The organism is Kitasatospora sp. NRRL B-11411 (assembly GCF_000721345.1).
GTDB lineage: Bacteria > Actinomycetota > Actinomycetes > Streptomycetales > Streptomycetaceae > Kitasatospora > Kitasatospora cineracea.
This window is the reverse complement of record NZ_JOGH01000056.1, coordinates 38,116-61,424: the sequence shown is the minus strand read 5'-3', so window position 1 is coordinate 61,424 and position 23,309 is coordinate 38,116. Positions and strand designations below refer to the sequence as shown.

General features: G+C 75.0%; 21 protein-coding genes. 7 read left to right on the top strand and 14 right to left on the bottom strand.

Annotation, left to right across the window (positions count from 1 at the left end; genetic code table 11):
* Positions 1-47 precede the first annotated feature (47 nt).
* On the top strand, positions 48-632 hold the full coding sequence (locus tag IH44_RS0123620; protein WP_030461701.1) for an isochorismatase family protein: 585 nt from the start codon (positions 48-50) through the stop codon (positions 630-632).
* Positions 633-758: 126 nt separating this feature from the next.
* Here IH44_RS0123620 and IH44_RS0123615 read toward each other — a convergent pair whose 3' ends face one another.
* Entirely contained in the window at positions 759-992 is a 234-nt protein-coding gene (locus IH44_RS0123615) for a hypothetical protein (protein ID WP_030461700.1), read from the bottom strand.
* 193 nt (positions 993-1,185) lie between these two features.
* On the opposite strand from IH44_RS0123615, the gene IH44_RS0123610 reads away from it, so the two are divergent.
* Together IH44_RS0123610 and IH44_RS0123605 are read left to right on the top strand one after the other, a co-directional pair.
* Positions 1,186-1,563, top strand: a complete 378-nt coding sequence (locus tag IH44_RS0123610) for a YkvA family protein (protein ID WP_081967069.1) — start codon at positions 1,186-1,188, stop codon at positions 1,561-1,563.
* A gap of 121 nt (positions 1,564-1,684) precedes the next feature.
* A complete protein-coding gene (locus tag IH44_RS0123605) occupies positions 1,685-3,742 on the top strand; it encodes a glycosyl hydrolase family 28-related protein (protein ID WP_051817238.1) in 2,058 nt (685 codons plus the stop codon).
* A gap of 7 nt (positions 3,743-3,749) precedes the next feature.
* Here IH44_RS0123605 and IH44_RS0123600 read toward each other — a convergent pair whose 3' ends face one another.
* The 4 genes from IH44_RS0123600 to IH44_RS0123585 all read right to left on the bottom strand — a co-directional run bounded on the left by IH44_RS0123600 (position 3,750) and on the right by IH44_RS0123585 (position 8,663).
* Positions 3,750-4,355 (bottom strand): GNAT family N-acetyltransferase, encoded by a 606-nt coding sequence (locus IH44_RS0123600; RefSeq protein ID WP_030461697.1) that lies wholly within the window; start codon positions 4,353-4,355, stop codon positions 3,750-3,752.
* Between the two features lie 301 nt (positions 4,356-4,656).
* Positions 4,657-5,553 (bottom strand): hypothetical protein, encoded by an 897-nt coding sequence (locus IH44_RS0123595; RefSeq protein ID WP_030461696.1) that lies wholly within the window; start codon positions 5,551-5,553, stop codon positions 4,657-4,659.
* An 11-nt stretch (positions 5,554-5,564) separates the two neighbouring features.
* Positions 5,565-7,391, bottom strand: a complete 1,827-nt coding sequence (locus IH44_RS0123590; protein WP_030461695.1) for a hypothetical protein — start codon at positions 7,389-7,391, stop codon at positions 5,565-5,567.
* A gap of 360 nt (positions 7,392-7,751) precedes the next feature.
* Positions 7,752-8,663: a metallophosphoesterase gene (locus tag IH44_RS0123585; RefSeq protein ID WP_051817237.1), complete on the bottom strand. Its 912-nt coding sequence runs from the start codon at positions 8,661-8,663 to the stop codon at positions 7,752-7,754.
* Between the two features lie 278 nt (positions 8,664-8,941).
* On the opposite strand from IH44_RS0123585, the gene IH44_RS0123580 reads away from it, so the two are divergent.
* Positions 8,942-9,793: a lysozyme gene (locus tag IH44_RS0123580; RefSeq protein WP_030461693.1), complete on the top strand. Its 852-nt coding sequence runs from the start codon at positions 8,942-8,944 to the stop codon at positions 9,791-9,793.
* 103 nt (positions 9,794-9,896) lie between these two features.
* On the opposite strand, the gene IH44_RS0123575 is transcribed toward IH44_RS0123580, so the two are convergent.
* The 8 genes from IH44_RS0123575 to IH44_RS43015 form a co-directional block, all read right to left on the bottom strand.
* Positions 9,897-10,571 (bottom strand): class I SAM-dependent methyltransferase, encoded by a 675-nt coding sequence (locus IH44_RS0123575; protein WP_035956178.1) that lies wholly within the window; start codon positions 10,569-10,571, stop codon positions 9,897-9,899.
* A 135-nt stretch (positions 10,572-10,706) separates the two neighbouring features.
* Complete coding sequence (locus tag IH44_RS0123570; RefSeq protein WP_051817235.1) at positions 10,707-11,927, bottom strand: hypothetical protein; 1,221 nt, start codon at positions 11,925-11,927, stop codon at positions 10,707-10,709.
* On the bottom strand, positions 11,924-12,169 hold the full coding sequence (locus tag IH44_RS0123565; RefSeq protein ID WP_030461690.1) for a hypothetical protein: 246 nt from the start codon (positions 12,167-12,169) through the stop codon (positions 11,924-11,926). The genes IH44_RS0123570 and IH44_RS0123565 overlap by 4 nt, the downstream gene beginning before the upstream one ends.
* A gap of 28 nt (positions 12,170-12,197) precedes the next feature.
* On the bottom strand, positions 12,198-12,674 hold the full coding sequence (locus IH44_RS0123560) for a holo-ACP synthase (protein WP_157852443.1): 477 nt from the start codon (positions 12,672-12,674) through the stop codon (positions 12,198-12,200).
* Between the two features lie 20 nt (positions 12,675-12,694).
* Positions 12,695-13,744 carry a nitronate monooxygenase family protein gene (locus IH44_RS0123555; protein ID WP_051817233.1) on the bottom strand — a complete coding sequence of 350 codons (1,050 nt, stop codon included), beginning with the start codon at positions 13,742-13,744 and terminating at the stop codon, positions 12,695-12,697.
* Positions 13,731-14,582, bottom strand: coding sequence for a hypothetical protein (locus IH44_RS0123550; RefSeq protein WP_030461687.1), 852 nt, complete (start codon positions 14,580-14,582; stop codon positions 13,731-13,733). The genes IH44_RS0123555 and IH44_RS0123550 overlap by 14 nt, the downstream gene beginning before the upstream one ends.
* A 63-nt stretch (positions 14,583-14,645) precedes the next feature.
* On the bottom strand, positions 14,646-15,536 hold the full coding sequence (locus IH44_RS0123545; RefSeq protein ID WP_035956175.1) for a diiron oxygenase: 891 nt from the start codon (positions 15,534-15,536) through the stop codon (positions 14,646-14,648).
* A gap of 81 nt (positions 15,537-15,617) precedes the next feature.
* Complete coding sequence (locus tag IH44_RS43015; protein ID WP_051817232.1) at positions 15,618-16,961, bottom strand: condensation domain-containing protein; 1,344 nt, start codon at positions 16,959-16,961, stop codon at positions 15,618-15,620.
* Between the two features lie 587 nt (positions 16,962-17,548).
* Between IH44_RS43015 and IH44_RS0123535 the strand changes: the two genes are divergently transcribed.
* Complete coding sequence (locus IH44_RS0123535; protein ID WP_063759670.1) at positions 17,549-19,642, top strand: ATP-binding cassette domain-containing protein; 2,094 nt, start codon at positions 17,549-17,551, stop codon at positions 19,640-19,642.
* Positions 19,639-21,423 carry an ATP-binding cassette domain-containing protein gene (locus tag IH44_RS0123530; protein ID WP_030461683.1) on the top strand — a complete coding sequence of 595 codons (1,785 nt, stop codon included), beginning with the start codon at positions 19,639-19,641 and terminating at the stop codon, positions 21,421-21,423. Before IH44_RS0123535 ends, IH44_RS0123530 begins: the two co-directional genes overlap by 4 nt.
* A 24-nt stretch (positions 21,424-21,447) precedes the next feature.
* On the opposite strand, the gene IH44_RS0123525 is transcribed toward IH44_RS0123530, so the two are convergent.
* Positions 21,448-22,395, bottom strand: a complete 948-nt coding sequence (locus IH44_RS0123525) for a GNAT family N-acetyltransferase (protein ID WP_030461682.1) — start codon at positions 22,393-22,395, stop codon at positions 21,448-21,450.
* Between the two features lie 257 nt (positions 22,396-22,652).
* Here IH44_RS0123525 and IH44_RS0123520 point away from each other — a divergent pair, with 257 nt between their 5' ends.
* Positions 22,653-23,168 carry a DinB family protein gene (locus IH44_RS0123520; protein ID WP_030461681.1) on the top strand — a complete coding sequence of 172 codons (516 nt, stop codon included), beginning with the start codon at positions 22,653-22,655 and terminating at the stop codon, positions 23,166-23,168.
* Positions 23,169-23,309 lie beyond the last annotated feature (141 nt).

Sequence of the window (23,309 nt, the reverse complement as noted above, 5' to 3'; positions counted from 1 at the left end):
TCCGGGCCCCGGGCCGTCCGCGCAGCCGTCCCGACGAAAGGCCCGCCGTGTCCGTCACCGCGCTCGACCCGAACACCGCCCTGGTCGTCATCGACCTCCAGCAGGGCATCCTCGCCATCCCCGGCGCCCCCTACCCGACCACCGAGGTGCTGGCCCGCAACGTGGCGCTGGCCGCCGCGTTCCGCGCCGCGAAGCTGCCGGTGGTGCTGGTGCGGGTGTCCTTCGCCGCCGACGGCGGGGACGTGCCGCCCGGCCGCACCGAGCAGAACCGGGCCGGCGCCGCGGCGCCCCGCCCGGAGGGCTGGGACCGGCTGGCCGCCGAGCTGCACGACCCGTCCGACCTGGTGGTCACCAAGCACAACTGGGGCGCCTTCCACGGCACCGACCTGGACGTGCAGCTGCGCCGCCGGGGCGTCACCCAGATCGTGCTGACCGGCGTGGCCACCAGCATCGGCGTGGAGTCCACCGCGCGGGCCGCGTTCGAGCACGGCTACCACGTGACGCCGGTGGTCGACGCGATGACCGACATGGACGCGGAGGCCCACCGCCACAGCGTCGAACGGATCTTCCCGCGGCTGGGCGAGACCGGCACCACCGAGGAGGTGCTGGCGCTGCTGGCCGCGGAGCGCTGAGGCCCGCCGCGCAGCACCGGAGCCCGTCCGGGCCCGACCCCCGTCGAGGGCCGGGCCCGGACGGGCTCCGGTGCTGCGCGGCGCGCGCGGTACGCGGTGCGCGGTACGCGATACGCGATACGCGGTTCAGGCTTCGCCGGGGCGCCAGGCGGGCCACTCCCAGGGGCGGTCGTCCCAGTGCACCCGGGCGGGGTCGTGCGGATCGAGGTCGGGGAAGTGGTGGTGCAGCTCGGGTTCGAACTCCTCGGGGGCGAGCGGCTTCCACCCCTCGCCCTGGAAGTGGACCAGCCGGTAGCGGCTGTCGGTGCGGAACTCGGCGACCCGGACCAGGGGCTCTTCGGCGGTGCTGTTGCTCGTCATGCGGCCAGCATCGGCCGGGCCGCGGCGCCGCGCACGTCCGCACCGCCACCCGCGCGCAACGCGTCGCCCCGCCCAGTCCGGCGCACCCCGCCCCGCGCACCCCGCCCCGTCCCGGCACCGCGGCCGCCCCGGGGACGGGGGCGCGGTCCCGTACCGTGGAGGGGGAGTCGACGGGAACGTTCGGGAGGACCGCATGGGCAGGGGCAAGGGCCGGGCGGCCCGGGTGCGCGGGCTGGACGGGGCGGCGGTGGCGCGTTCGGCGTGGGGGCTGTACCGGGAGACCCGGCGGCCGGGTGCGCCCGGGCTCGGGGCGCGGGCGCTGGCGCTGCCCCGGCTGCTGCGGGACGTGCTGGCGGGGCGCTACCCGGGGGTCGGGCCGGGGAAGCTGGCGGCGCTGACGGTGGCGGTGGGGGTGTACCTGCTCAGTCCGGTGGACGCGGTGCCGGACTTCCTGCCGCTGATCGGCTGGGGTGACGACACGGCGCTGCTGCTGTGGTTCCTGATGGGCCTGACCCGGGAGTCGGGCCGGTACCTGGAGTGGGCCGGCGACCGATCGCCCCGCAACGACTGACTCTCACTTCGCAAGAATCTGACATCTGCGAGAAATTTCTGCGCAACTCTCTTGTGGTGGTGTGGCGCGCGCCCCTACTGTCGGCTCACTTCCACCACGCCTTTCAGAGAGCCGGTCCCCGATGACTGCTGCCCCCGCATCCCCCTCCCGCTCCGCGCTGTCCCGTTCGGCCCGCGCGGGGGCGGTGGTCGTCGCCTCCGTGCTCGGGCTCGGGGTGGCGCTGTGCGCCCCGGCCGCGCAGGCCGCGCCCGCCTCCGGCGGCGGGGGCGCCGCGGTGACCCGGGCCGGGATCGACCCGGCGCTGACCGCGGGCCGCGGCGCCCGGGTGGACTTCCTGGAGCAGGAGGCCGAGCACGCCGCCACCACCGGCAGCGTGATCGCCGCCGACCGCACCGCGTACACCCTGGCCGCCGAGGCGTCCGGCCGCAGCGCGGTGAAGCTGGCCCCGGGCCAGTACGTGGAGTTCACCCTGCCGAAGGACGCCAACGCGATCACCGTCCGCTACAGCCTCCCCGACGCGGCGGACGGCGGCGGGACCACCGCCCCGCTGGACGTCACCGTCAACGGCAAGGACCGGCGGCAGCTCTCGGCCACCAGCCAGTACTCCTGGCTGTACAACCAGTACCCGTTCAGCAACGACCCGAAGGCCGGGCTGCTGCACCCGGACTGGTGGATCACCGAGTGCGGCTGCGTGCCCGCCGCCACCACGCCCGCGCCCGCGATCGCCACCCCGTTCCGGCCCGGCCACATGTACGACGAGCAGCGGCTGCTGCTGGGCCGCACCTACCGGGCGGGCGACAAGGTGCGGATCGCGCTGCCCGCCGGGTCGAAGGCCCCGTGGGCGGCGATCGACCTGATGGACTCCCAGCTGGTGGCCGCCCCGCACGTCGAGCTGAAGGCCGTCAACGTGCTGGCGACCGGCGCCGACCCGACCGGGCGGCGCGACTCCGCGGACGCCATCGACCGGGCGGTCAAGCTCGCCAAGGCCCTGCACCTGCCGGTCTACCTGCCGCCGGGCGTCTTCCAGGTCAACCGGCACCTGGTGGTCGACGACGTCACCGTGATCGGCGCGGGCAGCTGGTACACCGTGCTCAAGGGCACCCAGCAGACCCTGGCCACCCCCGCCCCGGACGGCAGCGTGCACACCGGCGTCGGCGTCTACGGCAAGGACGCGGCGCAGGGCGGCAGCCGCAACGTCCACCTGTCCGGGTTCGCCATCGAGGGCGACGTCCGGGAGCGGATCGACACCGACCAGGTCAACGGCATCGGCGGCGCGTTCAGCGACTCCAGCATCGAGGGCCTGTACATCCACCACACCAAGGTCGGCATCTGGCTGGACGGCCCGATGAAGAACCTGCAGATCACCGGCAACCAGATCGCCGACCAGATCGCCGACGGCATCAACTTCCACACCGGCGTGGCCGACTCGGTGATCCGCGACAACTTCCTGCGCAACACCGGCGACGACGGCATCGCGCTCTGGTCGGAGAAGACCGCGGACGCCCGCACCGTCATCGACCACAACACCGTGCAGTCGCCGACCCTGGCCAACGCCATCGCCGTGTACGGCGGCACCGACACCACCGTCTCGGACAACCTGGTCGCCGACCCGGTCCGCGAGGGCTCCGGCCTGCACGCCGGCTCCCGGTTCGGCGCCGAGCCGTTCGCCGGGTACCTGCACTTCACCGACAACACCACCGTGCGGGCCGGCACCTACGAGCTGAACTGGAACATCGGCCTGGGCGCGATCTGGTTCGAGGTGCTGGACCGGGACATCGACGCCGACGTGCGGGTCACCGGCGACCACTACCTGGACTCCACCTACAACGCGATCATGGCGGTCGCCGAGTGGGGCGTGAAGGACCAGTACAAGCTGTCCAACCTGGCGTTCAAGGACGTCAAGATCGACGGCACCGGCACCTCGGTGCTCAGCGCCCGGGTCGCCGGGTCGGCCAGCTTCGAGAACGTGACCGCCCGCAACGTCGGCGCCGTCGGCATCAACAACTGCGGCACCTTCCACTTCACCCCGGCCGGCTCCGAGTTCGCGGTCACCGACCTGGGCGGCAACTCCGGCGGCGGCACCACCGGCGACTGGCTGGCCTCCTGGGAGCTGCCCAACACCCTCACCTGCGACGACCGCCCGCCGGTGGTCGCCCCGCCCGCCCCGTCGCCCTGGTGACGGACCGTCAACCGGCCTGCGGCGCCAGCGGCTTGACCAGCTTGGCGAACCGCAGGTCGGAGCGGAGCGGCACCCCGAAGCGCTCGTCGCCGTAGGGGAACGGCTCGAACTCGCCGGTCCGGGCGAAGCCGCGCCGCTCGTACCAGGCGATCAGGTCGGCGCGCTGCTCGATCACCGTCATCTCCATCGCGGTCGAGCCCCACGCGGCCCGGGCCCACTCCTCGGCCCGGGCCAGCACCCGGCGGCCCAGGCCGCCGCCCTGGATCGCCGGGGAGACCGAGAACATTCCGAAGTACGCCGCCGGGCCGCGCCGCTCCAGGTGGCAGCAGGCGGCGAGGGCGCCGTCCCGCTCGACCAGCAGCACCACCGAGTCGGGACGGCCCAGCAGCTCGGCCACCGCGGCCGCGTCGGTGCGCTGCCCCTCCAGCAGGTGCGCCTCGGTCGTCCACCCGGCCCGGCTGGACTCGCCCCGGTACGCCGACTCCACCAGCGCCACCAGCGCCGGTACGTCCGCGGGCCCCGCGGTCCGGAAGACCGGGTCGGGGGCCCGGTCGGTGGCCCGGTCGGTGGCCCGGTCGGTGGCCGGGGCGGACGTGGGCTCGGCGGCGGTCATCGGCGCTCTCCTCGGGACGGGGTGCGAACGGGGTACGGACGGGTGCGAACGGTCCCCGCGGCGGGGCGCCGGAACCGCCATGGTGCCACAGCGCCCGTCCCCGCCGAGAACGCACTCCCCCACCGACCACCGAGGTCCGCCGGGAGCGCACTCCCCCACCGACCGGCGCGGTCGGCCCCGGGCCGGGGGCCGGCCGCGCCGCAACCCGCTCCCGGCGGGCCGGCGTTCACCGGCTGCTCAGCGGCCCGGCCGCCCAACCGCTCAACCGCTCAACCACCCAACCGCCCAGCCGCCCGGCCGCTCAGCCGCCGGTGAACGCGATGCCGATCCCGCCGACCGGGACCTCCTCGCCGAGCCGGTACTGGACGACCTCGAACAGCGCGAACGCCCCGGCCGGCACCGCCCCGGCCGGTTCCACCGCGACCTCCAGCGGTCGCCGCTCCCCGGCGCCCAGGGTGAGCGCGCAGGACGCCTCGCCCTCGCCGCGGGCCAGCTCCTGCCCGTCCGGACCGGTGAGCACGACCGGCCCGGCCTCGGCCGCCACCGGCTGCGGGTCCCCGTCGAGCCGGAAGCCCGCCCAGCGGGTCGGCGGGACGGGCCCCACGCCGACCAGGTAGCCGGCCTCCTCCGCCAGCGGGTTGGACGCCAGGAACGGGAGGGTCCCGGCGCTGCCGGCCGGCAGCACGACCAGGTTGTGCTGCGCCCAGTGCCGGTCGTTGACCGGGTCGGCGATGTCCGTGCCCGGCAGGTCGAGCGGGTGCCAGACCTTGGCCAGCAGGCAGACGTGGTCGCCGGCGTCCGCGGGGATCCGCCCGGTCAGCGGGTCGGAGACCACCTGCCCGCCGTGCGGCGGCACCACCACGGTGGTGAGGCCGAGGAACTTGTCGGCGTCCGGGACGAGCGGGCCGCTGACCGGGGGCGACCACCACAGCCCCAGGTAGGCGATCGACTCGCTGTTGCCGCCCTGCCAGTTCCCGACCGTCACCTGGACGGTCAGGTCCTCCCCCGGCTGGAAGGCGGTGAGCGGCTGGATGCCGGAGCACAGGTACCAGCAGACCGCCGGCGGCACCGGCCGGGTGCCGTTGTCGACCGGGTAGGAGCCGGCCGGCAGGACCGGCGGCGGGTAGCTGTGGACGAACAGGTACGGCCGGTCGTCGGTGGTGCCTTCCGGGTCGCGGCCGTCGTTGCGCGCGGGCATGACCGCCCTCCTCACGTCTCGCCGTAGCCGAGGACCCGCACGTCCACCGGGTCGTCGTCGATCGAGCCGCCGGCCGCCCAGCAGTCGTAGCGGCGGAACCGGTCGGCGTCCAGGTCCGGGTTGGCCTCGCCGGACGCGCCCCGGGCGATCCCGGTCCACAGGGCGGTCACCGCGGCGGTGGACTCCCGCAGCAGCCAGCCGGGGTCGGTGCCGACCGGCAGCCCGCCGCCGCCGTCGGACGGCTCCTCCAGCGGGGTCAGCGGGTAGCGGTAGAACACCGCGACCGGATCGGCCTCGGGGCGGCGCGGCGTGATGTTGTCGCCGCTGGACGGGACCTTGAGGAACTGCCGGTACAGCGGGTGGTGCAGCCGCCCGTCCGGCGCCGCCACCCCGCACCCGGCCAGGTAGCCGCCGGCCTTCCGCAGGGCCTCCCAGAGCCGGGCCTGGAAGTCGAACAACAGGCCCACCAGCTCGGTGAGTTGGGGCAGGTCGGCGCCCCGGGCGAACTCCGCCGAGGTGAGCGGCTGGTTCTGCGCGGCGAGGGCGGCCTGCTCCTCGGGGGTGAGGCTGGTCTCGAACGCGTGCTTGAAGTTGTCCGACACGTACTTGTCCCAGAAGGGGCACGAGTGGCCGCTCCCCCACGGCACCCAGCACGGACCGCCCAGCATCCCGGCCCAGGCGAGGAACCCCAGCACGCCCAGCCAGAAGCTGCCGCACTGGTTGTCGCTGCCCCGGGTGCTGTCCGTCGCGGTCGGCGGGCGCTGGTACGGGGGCACCGCGGGTCCCGAGTACGAGGCCGGCCCGAGCCCGGAGTCGGCGACGGCGGGCGGGGTGGCCGTCTCGGTGGTGATCACCGAGGCCGGCGGGTGCGCCGGGTCGGCCCACAGCTTCCGGACGAACCCGGGGGCGGGCAGCGTCGGCCGGGGCGGCTGCCGGAAGGTGCCGAGCAGCTCCAACTGCCGCACCAGGCGCCGGTACCCGAGCTGGAGGTCCGGCAGCGGCGCCGTCACGCCGAGGTCGTAGGTCTTCCCCAGCACCTCGGCCAGGAACGCCGCCGCGTCGTCCGGGAGCCGGGCCTCGGGGGCCGCGTCGTACCGGAGCGCGGCCGCGAGCCGGCCGAAGTCCCCTGCCTCAGGCCGCAGTTGGGCCAGGTAGCAGCCGACGGTGTTGCGGGCGATCCGGTCCCGGAACCGGTGGCTGCGCCGGGGTCCGCCGACCACCTTGCCCAGGTAGGCCGAGCCGGCCGCGTTCGCCGCGTGGCCGGACAGGATGCCGAAGGCCGTCGCCCGGGTGGCGGGGGTGTCCGCCGCCGCGAAGGCCGTGCGGACGAAGGCGTCGGTGCGCCGGGCCAGGAAGACGTCGCCCCAGCCCCAGGCGTCCAGCGGGGCGCCGGCCTGCCGCGGGTGCTCCGGGACGTGCCGCATCTCGCCGAGCCGGCGGCCCAGGTCCTGGATCTCCAGGTGCTTGCCGTCCACCCCCTCGCCCAGCTTCCGCAGGCGCACCGTGGCCGCGCAGTACTTCGCCGCCGCGTCCGGCTGCGCCGGGTCGGCGAGGGCGGTCTCGATGTCGGCGCGCACCGAGCCGATCGCCGTGTAGAGGTCGAATCCCTCGGTCCACATCGCGGCGGCCTCGGCGAGCAGGTCGAGTTCCAGGCCGTCCGACTGGGCGTGCTGGAGCAGGTGGTCCAGCAGGCTGCCGAGGGCGGCGTCCGCGGGGTGGTCGGCTACCTCGGCGAGCAGGCCGTCCAGGGCGGGGCGCAGCGCGGGGTCGACCGGCGCGGCGGCCAGGCCCTCCCGGTGCTCGGCCAGTGCGGCGGCATGGGTTCTGGCATCGATCATGGGGGAGTCACCCACATCCCACTGTCGGGCGTCCTGCAGCTGACCGGCGGCGCGGCGCGGAACGCGGACCCGCGGCCGGACGGACGGACGCACTCGCGTCTTCGGGCCGCCTCCAGCCTCACGCCGCCCACCGGCCCCGGCAACTCCCCACGGCCGCGGGCCGGGCGGACCCGGCCGCCGGGGGCGGGCGCGCGGCGGAGCGCGCCCTGCCGGGCGGGCGGTTTCAACAGCGTTCCCCGGACCGGGCGCGGCCGTCCGGCCGGCTCCGCGGACCGCGCGCACGCCTCCGGGCCGGCTCCCGGAGCGCGCGGGCCCGGGGCCCGGAGTCCGGAGCCCGGGCCCGCCACCGTCGACGGGCCGTCAGGTCACGGGCGGTTCGGTGGGGAGAGGCTGCTCGGCGGGGATGGGCTGCTCGGCGGGGATGGGCTGCTCGGGCAGGCCTGGGTAGGGGAGGATCTGGCGGAGCAGGCCGCGCGGGTGGCCGCGGCGGCGCCACTCGCGGGGGTAGCCGAGCGAGACCTCTTCGAAGCGGACGCCGTCGTACCAGGTGGTGCGGGGGATGTGCAGGTGGCCGTAGACCACGGCGGCGACGTTGAAGCGGCGGTGCCAGTCGGCGGTGAGGTCGGTGCCGCACCACTGGGCGAAGTCGGGGTGGCGCAGGATGTCGGTGGGGCGGCGGTCGAGCGGCCAGTGGCCGGCCAGGACGAGCGGGAGGGCGGGGTCGTGCGCGGCGAGCGCCTGCTCGGTGGCCGCGACCCGTTCGCGGCACCAGTCCTCGAGGCCGGGGTAGGGGGCGGGGTCGATCCGGTATTCGTCGGTGCAGACCACGCCGTTGTCGCGGGCGCGGGCCAGCGACTGCTGCTTGTCGGTGACGCCGGGGACCCGCCAGCTGTAGTCGTAGAGGGTGAAGACGGGGGCGACGGCGCAGGGGCCGTCGGGGCCCTGCCAGGTCGGGTACGGGTCCTCGGGGGTGGTGACGCCGAGGGCGCGGCAGCGTTCGACCAGGAGCCGGTAGCGGGCGGGGGCGGGGAGGTCGACCTGGTCCTGGGTGGTGGTCCACAGTTCGTGGTTGCCGGGGGTCCAGAGGACCTTGGCGAAGCGGCCGGCGAGGAAGCCCAGGGTGGCCTCGACGTCGCGGACCCGTTCGGCGACGTCGCCCGCGACGATCAGCCAGTCGTCGGGGCCGGTGGGTCGAAGCGCTTCGAGGGTGCCGCGGTTCTCGGCGACGCCGACGTGCAGGTCGCTGACCGCGAGCAGGCGTCCGTCCGGCACCGCTCCCCCGTTCCCGTCCCGTTCCGGCGTCCCGGCAGCGGGACGCGCGTTGACACGCTACCGCCGGGGTGGCCGGGCGCGCCAGCAGGCGCTTTGTCCGACGGGTCGTCAACATCGAGCGGAACGACTGGTGTTCAGTTGTCACACCTATGGCTGTTCGCTCTACATACATTCATTCGATATGTGGTTTCAACACTCTGTTGACTGACGGGGCCATGACTATATCTTCTCCGCATGCAGCCGACCCGGCCGCACGCCCACCGGATTGAGGAGTCGTCATGCCCGCTTCCGGCACCACCCGGATGCTCCGCCGCGCCGCCACCGCGGCCGCCTCCGCCGCCCTGCTCGTCGGCGTCGTCGCCGCCGTCCCCGCCCAGGCCGCCAAGCCGGGCGAGCCCGCGAACTTCCACCCCGAGCGGGACTTCGCCGGCTCGACCGTCGCCGCCCACGAGGGCCGCGGCGACACAGCCCGCACCGCGAGCACCCTCGCAGCACTGGCCGTCACCCAGACCAAGGGCATGGACGTGTCCAGCTACCAGGGCAACGTCGCCTGGAGCACCGCGTACGCCAACGGCGGCCGGTTCGCCTACGTCAAGGCCACCGAGGGCACCAGCTACACCAACGCGTACTTCGCCCAGCAGTACAACGGCTCCTACAACGCCGGGATGATCCGCGGCGCCTACCACTTCGCGCTGCCGAACGTCTCCAGCGGCGCCACCCAGGCCGCCTACTTCGTCGCGCACGGCGGCGGCTGGTCCAAGGACGGCAAGACCCTGCCGCCCGCCCTGGACATCGAGTACAACCCGTACGGCGCCACCTGCTACGGCCTGAGCCAGGCCGGGATGGTCAGCTGGATCCGCGACTTCTCCAACACCGTGCACACCAAGACCGGCCGCTACCCGACGATCTACACCACCACCGACTGGTGGACCACCTGCACCGGCAACAACTCCTCCTTCGGCGCCACCAACCCGCTCTGGATAGCCCGCTACTCCTCCAGCGTCGGCACCCTCCCGGCCGGCTGGTCCTACCAGACCATCTGGCAGTACGCCGACGCCGGCACCCTGCCGGGCGACCAGAACTACTTCAACGGCGCGCTCGACCGGGTCCAGGCCCTCGCCAACGGCTGACCCCCTCCCCTGCCCGCCCCGCCTCCGCCCGCGGCCGGATCCGCCCCGCACCGGCCGCGGGCGGACGGGTCGCGGGCGGGGCGGGTCGCGGGCGGACGGGTCGTCAACTCCGGTGCAGCACCAGCAGGTCCATCCAGCTGACGGCCGGCTCGGTCGGCCGTTCGGCGGCGGCCCGGTGGAGGCGGGCCAGGCCGGCCTGCCAGGCGTCGTCGGGGAGAGCGCGCAGTTTGCTGTCGGCGTCGCGGCGCAGGCCGGCGGCGAAGGCGGCCAGGGTGGGGGCTGAGCGCTGCGGCAGGGAGCGCAGGGCGGTGCGGGTGAAGCCGGCCGCGGCGAAGGCGGTGGTGACCCGCTCCACGCTCGGGTAGTCGGCGATCCCGGCGGCGGTCTCCGGGAAGTACCGCACCCGCAGGTCGCGGTCGCAGCGCCCGGGGAAGGCGTTGCGGATCAGCACCGGCGCGCCGGGGCGCAGCGCGCGGTGCAGTTCCCGGGCGGCGGTGGCGAGGTCGCCGATGTGGTGGACCACCGAGCCCAGCCAGGCGGCGTCGGCGGCGGCGTCCGGCACGGGCAGCCGTTCGGCCCGGCCGTCCAGCACCGTGATGCCCTCGCCCGCGGGGATCAACTCCCGCATGGCGGGGGCGGGTTCGACGGCGATGACGTGGGCGCCGTACCAGTCGCGGAACGCGGTGGCGAAGGCGCCGGTGCCCGCGCCGACGTCGAGGACGGTGGCGCCGGGACGCAGCGGGGCGTGCTCGGCGATCGCCTCCCGCCAGGCGGTCAGGCCCTCGCGGGGAATCTCCCGGGCCGCCCGGTAGTCGGCGGTTCCAGGACAGGGGTGAGCGGGGCGGGGTCGGCGTCCCCGAGGACGGCGAGGAACAGCCAGCCGCGCGGGGCGGCGAGCGTACCGGCGGTCTCCTCAGGTGAGTCGTTCCAGGACAGGGGTGAGCGGGGCGGGGTCGGCGTCCCCGAGGACGGCGAGGAACAGCCAGCCGCGCGGGGCGGCGAGCGTACCGGCGGCCAGCGGGAGCAGGCCGGGGCGGCCGGCGGTGGCCAGCAGCCGGGCCCGGTCGAGGGCGTCGACCAGCCGGTCGAACCAGTCGTCGCCGTCGACCGGGACGAGCCGCAACTCGAGCCGGGCGTCCAGTCGTTGGGCGATCGTGCCGGGCGAGAGCCGGGCATTGACCTCCAGCACCGGGACGAGCGTGCCGTCGGCGGTGGTCATCGAGTCCACCGCCAGCGGGCCCCGGTAGCCGGCCGCGGCGGCCGCGGCGGCCACCGATTCGGCAGTCTCCCGGTAGCCCGCGCGTTCCAGCCGGGCCAGCAGGTCGGCACTCGGGCGGTCCGAACCCCGGTACGCGTGGCCGTCGTTGAGCACCTGCCGGATGCCGCGCCAGTGGACCCGGCCGTCCGGGCCGACGGTGAGGTGGGCGGCGAAGTCCTCGGCGGGGCGGTGCAGTTGCTGGACGATCAGTTCGATCCGGGTGCCGCGCCGCTCGACCTCGCGGGTCAGGTGCCGTTCCAGGAAGGCGAGCCGTTCGGGCGACTCCAGCACCAGGTTGCCCTGCCCGGAGACCCCGTACGGGTCCTTGACCACGCACGGGCCGGTCTCCTCGACGGCGGCCCGCAGGTCGGCGAGGCCGGTGACGACCCGGCCGGAGCCGGGGTGTCCGAGCCGGGTCGTCCAGGTCTTGGAGTTGACCAGCCGGACCGCCTCCAGCGGCGGGGCCGTCCCGGCCAGCCCCTGCCGGACCAGTGCCTCGGCCGTCCCGTCCAGCACCGCGTACGGCGCGGCCGCCATCCCGGCCAGGCCGGGGACGGGGTGCGCGGCGAGCCGCCGCTCGACCGGCTCCGCCGGGTCGCCGGGGACGGCGAGGTGGCGGGCGCCGAAACCGGCGCTACGCATCAACTCGGTTAAGGCGGACGGTGGTTGACGGTTCGTCAGCAGGGTGTCGCCGGGGGCGCAGAGCACTGCCTGGAGCTGGTCCATCTCTCGGGTCAGCCGCTCGCTGTGCGGGTTGCGCAGCGCGGGCAGGGTGGCCAGGTCGGCGGGCCGCCAGCGGGCCTCGGCGTCGCAGCTGCCGAACCGGACGGTGCCGGTGACCGCGGCGGTGCCGGTGACCGCGGCGGTACCGCTCACGCGGCGCCGCCGGGTGCGGCCGGGGCGAGAAAGCGCTCCTCGATCCGCTCCAGCGTCCGGAAGTCGTCGACGGTGACCTCGGCGAGGTCGATCGGGCGGCCGGAGACGCTCTCCAGCAGGTAGATGAACTCCAGGAAGTCCAGCGAGTCGATCAGCCGCCCCTCGATGAGGTCCTCGGCGGGCGCGACCTCCCGTCCGAGCGCGGGGTTCTTGCCCTGGATCCAGTCGGCGATCTGCTGCATGGGGGTGGCTCCTTGGAGAGGGGGGTGTTCAGGGGGTGGGGGAGGTCAGGGCCGCAGTGACGGCGACGGCCCAGTCGCCCTCGTGGGTGATGCTGAGGGTCCAGTGGGTGAGGTGCTGGGCGCGCAGCCGGTGCAGGGCGGCGGCGCGCGGGTGGACGGTGGGGGCGCCGCCGGGGGCGCGGAGCACTTCGATGTCCCGCAGCGGGATCAACTCCCGTTCGGGGGTGAGGAGTTTGAGGAACGCCTCCTTGGCGGCGAGGCGTCCGGCGAGGGTGGCCGCAGGGGTGCCGGTGGCGGCGGCGAGCTGTTCACGCTCGCGGGGGGTGAACTGGTCGGCGAGCCAGCGTTCGCCGTGCCGCCGGGCCAGGTCGGCGGCCCGGGGGACGTGCACCAGGTCGACGCCGACCCGCACCCGGGGGTCGGCCCCGGCGGGGGCGTCGCCGAGCATCCGGTGCAGGGCCGCCCGCAGGGTGTCCGCGCCGCCCTCCGGCCCGCGCCCGCTCACCGGCCCGCCCTCCGGCCCGGTCACCGGGCTCCGGCCGGCGTCCGGACGTCCTCCGGCAGCCGGGCGTCGGCCAGCGCCCGGGCGTACTGCTCGCGCAGCCGGGCGAGGACCGCGGCCACCGGTTCGACGCCGGTGATCGCGCCGACGCCGAGCCCGGCGTAGCGGGCCATCTCGCCGACCCGGCCCTCGGCCTCCACGGTGGGGGCGGCGGCGGAGCCGCGCGGGACGGGGCGCCGGGTGCCCATCACGGTGGTCCAGGCGATCAGTGCGGAGGGCAGCGGCGCGGGCGCGTCGGTGACGGCGCTGCGCAGCACCCGGTGGGTGCGGCCGGGCCAGCCGATCGAGAAGCGGTCGGTGACGACGGTGTCGGCGGGGTCGGCGGCGACCAGGTCGCGCCGGTAGTCGGGGTGGGCGGCGGATTCGGCGGTGGCGACGAACAGCGTGCCGCACATCGCCCCGTGCGCCCCGGCGGCCAGCACCCGCAGCAGGTCGGCGCCGGTGCCGACGGCCCCGGCGGCGAACACCGGCAGGTCGAAGTCGGGGTCGGCGCGCAGTTCGGCGAGCAGTTCGGCGAGCGGCTGCCCGCCGAGGTGGTGGCCGCCGGCCTCGGTGCCCTGGACGGTGACGGCGTGCGCGCCGAGCGCGGCGGCGGTGCGGGCGTCGCGGTGGCTGCCGGTCTGGATCAGCAGCCGGTGCCCGGCGGCCCGGACCCGTGCGGCGAAGGGCTGCGGCGGCAGGCCGTAGCTGTTGACGGTGAGCTGCCGGTCGGCCCGGTCGAGGACGGCGTCGAGCTGCTGGTCGAGCAGCCGGTCGGCGACCTCGGGGATGACGTTGACGCCGAAGGTGCGGGTGGTGCGGGCGGCGGTCTGCTCGACCAGGGCGGCGGCCAGGGCCCGGTCGCTCTTGTAGAGGGCGACGGTGCCGAGCGCCCCGGCGTCGCTGACGGCGGCGGCCAGGGCGGGCCCGGCGATGCCGCCCATCCCGGCCTGGACCAGCGGGAGTTCGACGCCGAGCGCGGCCGCGCCCACCACGGCGGCCGCAGCACCCGCAGCGGCGTCAGCGGCGCGCATCGCGCACCTCGCGGACCCGGTCGAGCGCGGCCCCGGCGCTGCCGTGGGTGAGGATCGCGGCGTGCACCCAGCGTTCGGCGCCGAACGCGGTGCAGCCGCTGTGCGCGGCCTGGCCGTCGGAGGTGATGCCGAGGCGGTCGCCGAAGAAGTTGCGGTGCCGGTTGACGGAGGCGATGGCGGTGCCGTCGGCGGCCAGGAACTCGTACTTGACCGGGTCGAGGGCCATCAGCTTGGCGCGCGAGCCGGTGCGGTCGTAGAACGGGTCGTTGGCGGGCTGGTAGTCGAGGGCGATGCCGAGGGCGGCGGCCAGGTCGAGGACGAACTCCTTGGAGCGGGCGAGGTGGTCGCGCACGCCGTCGGGGGTGCCGAGGTAGAGGACCTCGCGCATGTGGAAGCCCCACAGGCGGCGCAGCCCGTCGTAGTGGTCCTCGTTGCGGAAGCAGCGGCCGATGGCGGTGACCCGCTGCCCGTCGCCGACCTCGGCGCCGGCCAGCGAGAGCAGCAGGCCGTAGCAGGTGGCGGAGGGCAGCAGGTAGCCGGTGGGGTGGACGTCCTGCTCGGCGGGGTCCTGGCCGGCGGCGAGGGCGTCCAGGGTGTCGCCCCGGTACCGGGCGGCGGCGACGCCCAGGTGCGGGAAGTTGCGGAAGTAGTCGAGCTTGGCGAGTCCTTCGGCGGGCAGCAGCGGCGGGCCGATCACGGCGGGGGCGTGCAGCTGCTCGGCGAGGCCGGTGAACAGGGTGTCGAGTTCGGTCAGCAGCGCGGCGCGGGTCGGGTCGAGGACGACCAGGCCGGGGCCGGGTTCGCGCAGCGGGGGCAGGTCGGCGGTCCGGGTGCTCATGCGGTTCCCCTCAATGGGTCAATGGGCTTGCTGGACTTACCGGGCAATGGAGTTGACGTGCCGTCAGGCGGCGTCGAGCACGCCGATGCGGCGGTAGAACGCGGTGGTGCGGGCGGTGATGGCGGCGTGCGCGGCCTGCCGGGCGGGGTCGGCGATGACGCGGGCGCGGAAGGCCAGCGGGTCGGGGATGCCGGCGTCGCGGTAGGCGTCGACGCTGTAGAGCTGCTGGATGGACGACTGGAGGTACTTCTCGACGTACTGGCGGCCGTGCGCGGTCTCCCGCTCGTCGCCGGCCTCGACCAGGCGCTGCCACAGGGCGCGCACCAGTTGGGCGCCGAACGCGATGTGCCGGGACTCGTCCTGGTGGTGGACCCGGTTGATGGCGCGGATGGTGTCGGGCAGCGCGGGGTCGGCGGCCATCTTGCTGTTGAAGTGGTCGACGATCTGCTCGAAGATCAGGATCCGGCTGAACACCACGAAGTTGTCGAGCCGCGCGGAGTGCTTCTCGCCGGGGAAGGCCATCGACCGGTCGGGGAACAGCCGGCCGCCGTAGCGCAGGCAGAACTCGGCGAAGAACCACATGTGTTCGTTCTCCTCGCCGAGGAAGTGGTGGAAGAACGGGGTGGGGATCTCGTAGCCGGGGGCGTGGATGCGCCGGACGACCTCCTGCATCAGTTCGCGGATGCCGTGCACGTTGAGGCTGTAGAAGTTGATGCTCTCCCACTTGGACAGCGCCAGGTACTGCTCGCGGCTCAACTCGGCCGCGGCGGCGGTGCCGTGGACGGTGAGCAGGTCCTCGCTCATCCACAGCGCGCCCTCGGGGATGCGCTCGGGCCACTCGAAGGTCTGGTACGGGTTGTAGTACTCGTTCTCGGCGGCGGCGGTCAGCCGGGTGACGGCGGCGGCGACCTCCTCGTCCCAGACGGGCGCGTCGGCGGCGGTGGCGGTGCTCATGCGGGGTCCTCCTCGTGCGGGGGGAAGCGGTTCAGCGGTTCGTGCAGGGGGACGGTTCAGCGGTTGGTGCAGGAGGTCGGCTCAGCGGTCGAAGGTGACGGCGGCGAGCTCGACGGGCTCGGCGGCGCCGGCCACCAGCAGGGTCTCGAAGGCGCGCAGCACCCGTTCGACGTCCTGGCGGGGGACGAGTTCGGTGTCGGCCATCAGGTACAGCAGGGCGGTGTCGGGCGCGTAGGTGGTGTGGACGAAGAACAGCGCGTCCTGCCGTTCCCAGGAGCCGACGTGGAAGATCCGGGTCTTCTCGGTGAGCGGCGCCAGGCCCTCGGGGGTGGCGGGGACGTCCGGCAGGTTCTCCCAACGGTCGTGCATCCGCTTGTCGTTGAAGAAGTGGCCGAGTTGCAGCACGCCGCCGTTGCGCTCCTTGGCGGCGTCCAGCACCTCGTCGACGGCGATCGGGTCGTAGTGGGCGTGCCGGTAGGCGTTCATGCCGGCCAGGAAGGCGCGCTTGACGGCCTGGTCGAAGGTGCCGGTGCCGACGTCGAGCGAGAACAGGGCGTTCTCGGCCATCGCGGCGACCAGCCGGCGGGTCCGCTCGTCGTGCCGGTTGACGGCGATCAGCTGCAGCGGGACGACGGGGTGGCCGGTCCAGGCGCCGAGCACCGCGGCGGTGGCGGCGAGCAGCACGGTGCCGGTGGAGACCTGGCAGCGTTCGGCGATCGCGGTGGCGGCGACGGCGGCGGCCGGGGAGTCCATGCCGAGGCGGACGAAGCGCTCGGGGCGGCCCCGGTCGTCGACCGGCGGGAACAGCGCGGGCGGGGTCTTCTCCAGGGTGCGCCGCCAGTGCTCGACGGCGGCGGCGCCGCGCCGGGCGCCCTCCCCCTCGCTCTCGTACCCGGCCTGGTCGAGCGGCTGCCAGTCGGGGGCGGGTCCCGGCTCTCCGGCAAGCAACTCCCGTAGGTCCTGCTCCAGTTGGCGCACCGCCCAGAAGTCCACGCCGAGGTGGGAGAAGACCAGCACCAGGTGGGCGGGCCGGCCGCCGTCGCGCACCAGGGCGCAGCGGAACGGGATCTCCTCGGTGTGCCGGAAGGTGCGGGCGACCAGTTCGTCGCCGATCCGGGCGGCGGTGTCGGCGGCGGTGCCGGGCGGGGCGTCGACCACGGCGTAGCGCAGGGTGCCGGTGTCGGTGACGTGCTGGCGCCAGCCGTCGGCGCCCTCGTGGAAGGTGGTGCGCAGCGCCTCGTGCCGTTCCAGCAGCGCGGCGAGCGCCGCGTCCACCTGCAACTCGTCGGTGCCGTCCGGTAGTTGGGCGTTCCGGCGGATGTTGAAGTAGTGGGCGCCGTCGTCCAGCCAGCGGATGGACTTCCAGATCGCGCGCTGGCCCCAGGTCATGGGCGCGGTGCCGGTCCGGGCACCGCGGTAGGTCACCGTACGGGTGTCAACGCTCTCCACAGCAGCGGGTTCCTCTCCGGTACGCGCCGGTGGGACGGCGCGCGGACGAGGGCCGTCGGCGGGGAAGGAGGCGACGGCCGGGCGGAAACGGGGCGTGCGACCGGGGGAACGCGTCCCGGCCCGCCGGCCTGATGGGCACGGCGGCGCAACGGAACAGCTCTCCCCGGCAGCGGGCCTGCCGCAGCCCGGGAACGTGCGCCAACCCCCGTCGAGCGCACTGCGAACGAGCAACCGGCGGTGTCCGGCCGGACTCGATCCGGACAGGACGCTAGCCGGGAAGTCGATCAAATGTCTAGACCAAGTGGAAGAGTTCCGAACGCTTCCACCCCGCACCGCAACCAACGGTGAATGGCCGTCAGGTGAATTCTTGACGGATTTGACGGCCCTGCAGCAGACTCTGGGGCTCGTGCCTCCCGGCGACATCGACGTCCCGGCTGCCGGGCACCCTCCCACATTCCCGCCCCTCCCGCGTTCCCGACGCCGCGCCGCCCGTCCGCCCCGCGGCGCGCCGGGCGCACCACGTCCGTTCGACGAGACCCACCGAAACCCGGAGGCACCCGCCCGTGCCCTCTTCCGCTCCCCCACCCACGCCCGCCGCCACGCCGCCCGGCCTGCCGGAACGGCTGCGCCGGCGCGTCCGGCACCGGCTGGCCGCCGCCCGGCTGCTGCACCTGCTGCACCCGGCCCTGCTGGCCGGGGCGAGCGCGCTGCACCTGGCCGTCGGCCTGCTGCCGATCGGCTTCATCGCCGCCACCAGCCACCTGATCGCCGCGCTGCCCGCCGCCCGCACCGGCGGCGGCGGGCCGACCGCCGCGCTGCTGATCGCCGCCGCCGCGTTCGTCCTCCAGCAGGCGCTCGCCCCGTTCCAGGCGCTGGCCGGCGAGCTGGTGGCCCGCCGGGTCGACGGCGCCCGGATCGCCGACCTGATGGCCTGCGCGCTGGACGGCCTGGACAGCGCCGACCTGGAGGAGCAGGACGTCCTCGACCTGCTCGCCGAGGCCCGCGGCGGCTTCGACCGCCTCTCGCCCACCCCCGGCGAGGCCGCCGCCGGCACCCTGGCCCTGCTCGCCCGCTACGCCCAACTACTGGGCGCGGCAACCGTGGTGGGCATCGCCCTGGGCTGGCTCCCGGCCCTGCTGGTGACCGCCGCCGCGCTGGTCATCCGGGCCGGGCAGCGCGGCGCGCTGAGCCGCTTCGGCGCGGCCCGCGCCACCATGACCGGCCGCCGCCGACGCCTGGCCTACCTGCGCAAGGCCGCCACCGGCACCGGCATCGCCAAGGAGGCCCGGATGCTCGGCCTGGTCCCCTGGCTGCGCGAACGGCACACCGCCGAGGCCCGCCGCTACCTCGAACCGCTCTGGGCCACCCGCCGCCGCCTGCTGTTCCGCCCCTTCCTCGGCCTGGCCGCGGTCGGCCTGCTCGGCGGCGGCGCCGCCCTCACCCTGCTCGCCCGCGGCGGCGCCGCCCACACCCTGACGCTGCTCCAGCTCTCCGCCGCCCTGCAGGCCGTGCTGGTGCCGATGCGGTTCGGCGTGTTCTTCCCCGAGAGCGACATGCAGACCCTGTACGGGCTCACCGCCGAGGACGCCCTGCGCACCCTCGAACAGCGGCCCGCCGCTGAGGCCCTTCCGGCGGACGCGGCACCCGCCGACGCGGCGCCCGCGGAAGCGGCGCCCGCCGGTGGAGCACCCGTCGACGCGGCGCCCGCCGAAACGGTGCCCGCCGACGCAGCGCCCGCCGATGGAGCACCCGCCGACGCGGCACCCGCCGCCGGGACGATCCGGCTGGAGGACGTCTCCTTCCGCTACCGCCCCGACGGCCCCGACGTGCTGCACCACCTCGACCTCGAACTGCCGCCCGGCCGCTCCACCGCCGTGGTCGGCCTGAACGGCGCGGGCAAGACCACCGTGGTGCGGCTGCTCGCCCGGCTGCGCGAACCCACCGCCGGACGGATCACCGTCGGCGGCACCGACCTGGCCCGCCGGCCGGTCGCCGACTGGCACCGGCGGATCGCGGTGATCTTCCAGGACTTCGCCCGCTACGAGCTCACCGCCGCCGAGAACATCGCCCTCGGCCGCCCCGCCCTGCTCACCGACCGGCCCGCGCTGCGGTCCGCCGCCGACCGGGCCGGCGTCCTCGACGTGCTCGACGCGCTGCCGAACGGCCTGGACACCGTGCTCAGTTCGCACTACCGGGGCGGCAGCGACCTGTCCGGCGGGCAGTGGCAGCGGGTTGCCCTGGCCCGCGCCATGCTGGCCCTCGCCGACGGCGCCTCGCTGCTCGTCCTGGACGAGCCCACCGCCCAGCTCGACGTCCGCGCCGAGGCCGCGTTCTTCGACCGCTTCCTCGAAATCACCCGCGGCGTCACCAGCGTCATCATCGCGCACCGCTTCTCCAGCGTCCGGCGCGCCGACCACATCGTCGTCCTCGCCGACGGCCGGGTCGCCGAGTCCGGCACCCACGACGAACTGCTGGCCCTGGACGGCGAGTACGCCCGCCTGTTCCGCGCCCAGGCCGAACGCTTCACCGCCGACGCCACGCCCCACCACGCCACGCCCGACGCCTCGACCAACCACACCGCGCCTGACGCCACGCCCGACCACGCCGCCGACCCCGCTGCCCTGGACGCCCCGCCCGCCGAGGAGGCCCTGCGGTGACCGACCTGATCCCGGCCCTGCGCCACCTGCTGACCCTCGCCTGGCGGTGCGACCCGCGCCGGCTGCTGCGGGCCGCCGCCATGGTCGCGGCCGGCTGCCTGGCCACCCCGCTGATCGCCCTGTGCCTGAAGGGCCTGACCACCGAGACGCTGGCCGGGCACGGTGGCGGCGCGGTGCTGCTCGGCCTGGCCGCCGCCGCCCTGCTGGTGCTCGAACTGATGATGGGCCACTTCGCGCACCTGGCCTACTTCGAGCTCGGCGACCTCGGCGAGGTCGAACTGCAGAACCGGCTGGTCGCCCTCGCCCACGGTCGGCCCGGCCTGGAGGACCTGGACACCCCCCGGTTCGCCGACACCCTCGCGCTGGTCCGCGACGACCTGCCGCGGACCCGGGCCTCCCTCGAAGCGGCTCTGCAACTCGGCGGCCTGGCCGTCCAGTTGGGGCTGACGGCGGTCCTGCTCGGCCTGCTCGACCCGTGGCTGCTGCTGCTCCCGCTGCTGGGCGCGGTCCCGGTGCTGGCCGGCAACCGGGCCCAGCGGCTGCTGGACACCGCCAAGGAGTCCGCCGCCCCGCACCAGCGCCTGGGCCGCCACCTGCTGGACGTCGCCACCGGCCACGCCACCGCCAAGGAGGCCCGGCTGGCCGGCGCCGCACCCTTCCTGCTGGCCCGCCACCGCCGCGAGTGGCAGGCCGGCACCCGCCTGCTCGGCCGCGCCCACACCCGCGCCGCCGCCCTGCGCGCGGGCGGGCAGCTCTGCTTCGCGCTCGGCTACGCCGCCGCGATCTGGCTGGTGGTCCGGCAGGCCCAGCACGGCGTCTCCCCGCTCGGCGACGTCATCCTGGTGATCACCCTGGCCGCCCAGCTCTCGCTCCAGGTCGGCACCGCGATCCAGCTGCTCACCGTCCTCCAGGACGCCGGCCGCACCGCCCACCGCCTGGACGCCCTGAAACCCCCAACCACTCTCCACTCCAACAATTCTGACGCTGCGTCAACTCTGCTCCTCCTGACCCGCGGCATCCGGCTCGAACACGTCAGCTTCCAGTACCCGGGCAGCACCCGCCGCGTCCTGGACGACGTCACGCTCGACATCCCGGCCGGCACCGCGCTCGCCGTGGTCGGCGAGAACGGCGCCGGCAAGAGCACCCTGGTCAAACTGCTCTGCGGCCTCTACCGGCCGACCGGCGGGCGGATCCTGGTCGACGGCGTCGACCTGGCCGCCGCCGATCCGGCCGACTGGCAGCGCCGGACCGCCACCCTGTTCCAGGACTTCGCCCGCCTCGAACTGCGCCTGCGCGACAACACCGGCATCGGCGACCTCGACCGGATCGACGACGACGCGGCCCTGTCCGCCGCCCTGGACGCCGCCGAGGCCGCCCCGGTGGCCGCCGCCGTCCCCGGCGGGCTGGACGGCCTGATCGGGCGCAGCTACGGCGACGGCGTCGACCTGTCCGGCGGGCAGTGGCAGAAGCTCGGCCTGGCCCGGGCGCTGCTGCGCCGCGACCCGCTGCTGCTGGTCCTGGACGAGCCGGCCTCGGCGCTGGACGCGGCGGCCGAGCAGACCCTGTTCGAGCGGTTCGCCCGGCTGGTCGCCGACTCCCGGGCCCGGACCGGCGCGGTCAGCGTGCTGGTCTCGCACCGCTTCTCCACCGTCCGGATGGCCGATCTGATCCTGGTCCTGGAGCACGGCCGCCTGGTCCAGGCCGGCGGCCACCGGGAACTGCTCGACGCCGGCGGCCTGTACGCGGAGCTGTACCGCCTCCAGGCCCGGGTGTACGCCTGACCCCCTCCCCCGGGGCCGGGCGGGTCAGGCGGTGGGCAGCACCAGCGCCCAGGTGTCGACGGAGAAGTCGACCTCCATGCCGTGCTTGCGGTACAGCTCCGGGGCGCCGGTCGCGTTCTCGGTGTCGACGCCCAGGCCGACGGCCGCCCGGCCGTCGGCGGCGTGCACCGCGAAGAAGTGCCGCAGCAGGTAGCCGCCGAGGCCGCGGCCGCGTGCCTCGGGCAGCACGCCGATGTTGAACGCCCAGGCCAGGGTGGGCAGTCGGACGCCGGTGCGCAGCACGGCGACGTCGCCGTGGCCGTCGAGTTCGGCGACCCACACCCTGGTCCAGTCGACCGTGTCGGCGTTGATGTCGGCCAGCCACTGCTCGTAGCTGCGGGGCTTGAAGTCGTAGTGCTCGGCGAAGGTCTGCTGGTGCAGCCGGTGGGCGGTCCGGCGGTCCGCCTCCTGCGTGCAGTCGCGCAGCCGCACCCCGGCGGGGGGCTCGGGCAGCGGGTCGGTCTCCGGGGAGACGTCGCGCCGCAGGGCGTGGTGGCGGCGGGCCAGCCGCCAGCCGCGGTCCCGCATCGCCCCGGTGTCGGTGGTGGGCTCGGCGTTGAGCAGCAGGTGCAGCACGGCGCGGTCGGCGCCGTTGCGGCGGGCGAGCTCGACGGCCCGGGCCTCCATCAGGTCGAACAGGTGCAGTCCGCCCGCGAGTTGGTCCGGCAGCAGGTACTGGTCGAGGTCGATCCGCTCCCCGCCGGAGCGGTCCCGGACCAGACCGTAGCCGACCAGTCTCCCGTCCGCGTCGTGCAGCAGCCAGGAGTCCTGCGCCAAGTCGACGCCCTCGCCGCGCAGTTCGGACTCCACCTCGTCGAGTTCGGTCTCCGCCCGCCCGATCTCGATCTCGTCCACCTGGTTCAGCAGCGCACAGACCGCCGCCGCGTCCTCGGCCACCGCGGGCCGCACCGCCATACCGTCCGGGAGTGCCATCGCCGCTCCCCCTCCTCCGTCGTCGATTCCTCCGGCAAACCCACCCTTTCTACCCGGCCGACCGGCCCTCCTTCACCGCTTTTTCGTTTCCTTTCCATGATCGGCCATCCTCCTTCCCGTCAATCCACCAGCCCGGCGTGGCCGTTGCCGATGTTTTCCAGGGTCCACCGGTCGCGGGCGGCCCGGCCCGCCCGATCGCCGCCCGACCGGGGAAAATCCGTCGACGCCCCGTCAGGAGTCAGGGCACAATGCCCGCGATGACTGAGCGAACCGACACGCCTCCCTCCTGGGACGAGCGCACCCAGCTGACCACCTTCCTCGACTACGCCCGGGCCACCGCGCGGGCCAAGTGCGAGGGCCTCTCCCCCGAGGACGCCCGCCGTTCCCCCCTGCCCGGCTCCCCCCTGATGACCGCCTGCGGGCTGATCAGCCACCTGCGCTGGGTCGAGCACTTCTGGCTCCAGGTGGTCTTCCTCGGCGCCGAGGAAGACGGCCCCCTGGTCCACGCCACCGACGAGGACCCCGACCCGGAGATGCGCACCGCGGTCGACTTCCCGCTCCCCCAGCTCCTCGACGAGTACGAACAGCAGAACGCCGTCCACCGCCGGCTCGTCGCCGACCACCCCCTGGACACCCCCGCCAAGCAGTCCATCCGCGACGGCCGCCACCCCGACCTCCGCTGGATCCTCCTCCACCTCATCGAGGAGACCTCCCGCCACAACGGCCACCTCGACATCCTCCGCGAACTCCTCGACGGCCGCACCGGCTCCTGACCCCGTCCGGAAACGCACGGGCGAGCCACGACGACCGCCCCCGTGGAGGGCCGCATCCGGGGCGCTCCCGGACGGTCGTTCCGCCGCCTGCCCGGGTACCGAGGAGATCCCGCCCGGTCACGCGGATCGGACGGGATCTCC